The following is an 861-nucleotide window of genomic DNA, read 5'->3' as shown; positions in this document are numbered from 1 at the left end:
CTCGCCACGCAGTTCGTCGACCAGGCGCAGCGGCAGATTGGCCCGTGCCTGATACTGATTGACGACGATTCCTTCGACGCGCAAGGAACGGTTGTGGTCGCTCTGAATCTCGCGCACATTGGCGATCAGCGTATACAGGGCACGGCGCGAAAAATCATCGCAATCGAAAGGAATCAGACAACCATCGGCGGCGATCAGAGCCGAACGGGTATAGAAATTCAGTGCTGGCGGAGTATCGATCCAGATCTCATCGTAAGCGGCAATCTTCTCCAGTGCCTCGCGCAGCTTGTACATCTTGTAGCGAGATTCAAGCTTGGGCTGCAATTCCTCGAGCCCGGGGTCAGCGGGCAGCAGGTCGAGACCGGGGAATGGTGTATGAATCACATAGGCACTGAGCGCCTCGGGAAGCAGACGGTAGCCAAGAATATTCTCGAAGAAGTGGACCAGGGTCTTCTGCTGCTCGTCCAGCGCCTTGCCGAGCAGGTAGCGGGACGCATTGGCTTGCGCATCCAGATCAATCAGTAGCGTCCGTCGGCCTCGTGCAGCAGCGATCGCGGCCAGGTTGCACGCGATGGTGGACTTGCCCACTCCCCCTTTTTGGTTGAAGACGACCCGGCGCATGATTTTTCCCAGTTCAGAAATAAGGATTTAAGGACAGTTTAGCCAACTCGGAGGCAGCCGTCGAGGAGCAGGGACAGAAACCTGGGGCCCTGGTCAGCAAGGAATGCGGGAAAGCGCTTGCCCTCGACAAGCCCTTTGTCCGAGAATTGGCAGGGTAAGCGGCCGCCTCTGCAACAAGGACGGGCACGGATTTTCCGGCACGGCGCCGCTCCGACCTCTTTCAGGGAATTTCTCATGAAG

General features: G+C 57.8%; 1 protein-coding gene. It reads right to left on the bottom strand.

What is annotated here, in order from left to right:
* Positions 1-621 (bottom strand): ParA family protein (locus tag CAPSK01_RS15660; RefSeq protein ID WP_273703818.1); only part of this gene is annotated, 621 nt, incomplete at its 3' end.
* Positions 622-861 lie beyond the last annotated feature (240 nt).

Source organism: Candidatus Accumulibacter vicinus (genome assembly GCF_000584955.1).
Classification (GTDB): Bacteria; Pseudomonadota; Gammaproteobacteria; order Burkholderiales; family Rhodocyclaceae; genus Accumulibacter; species Accumulibacter vicinus.
Note: the sequence above shows the minus strand (reverse complement) of the source record. Positions and strands in the feature narration are given on the sequence as shown.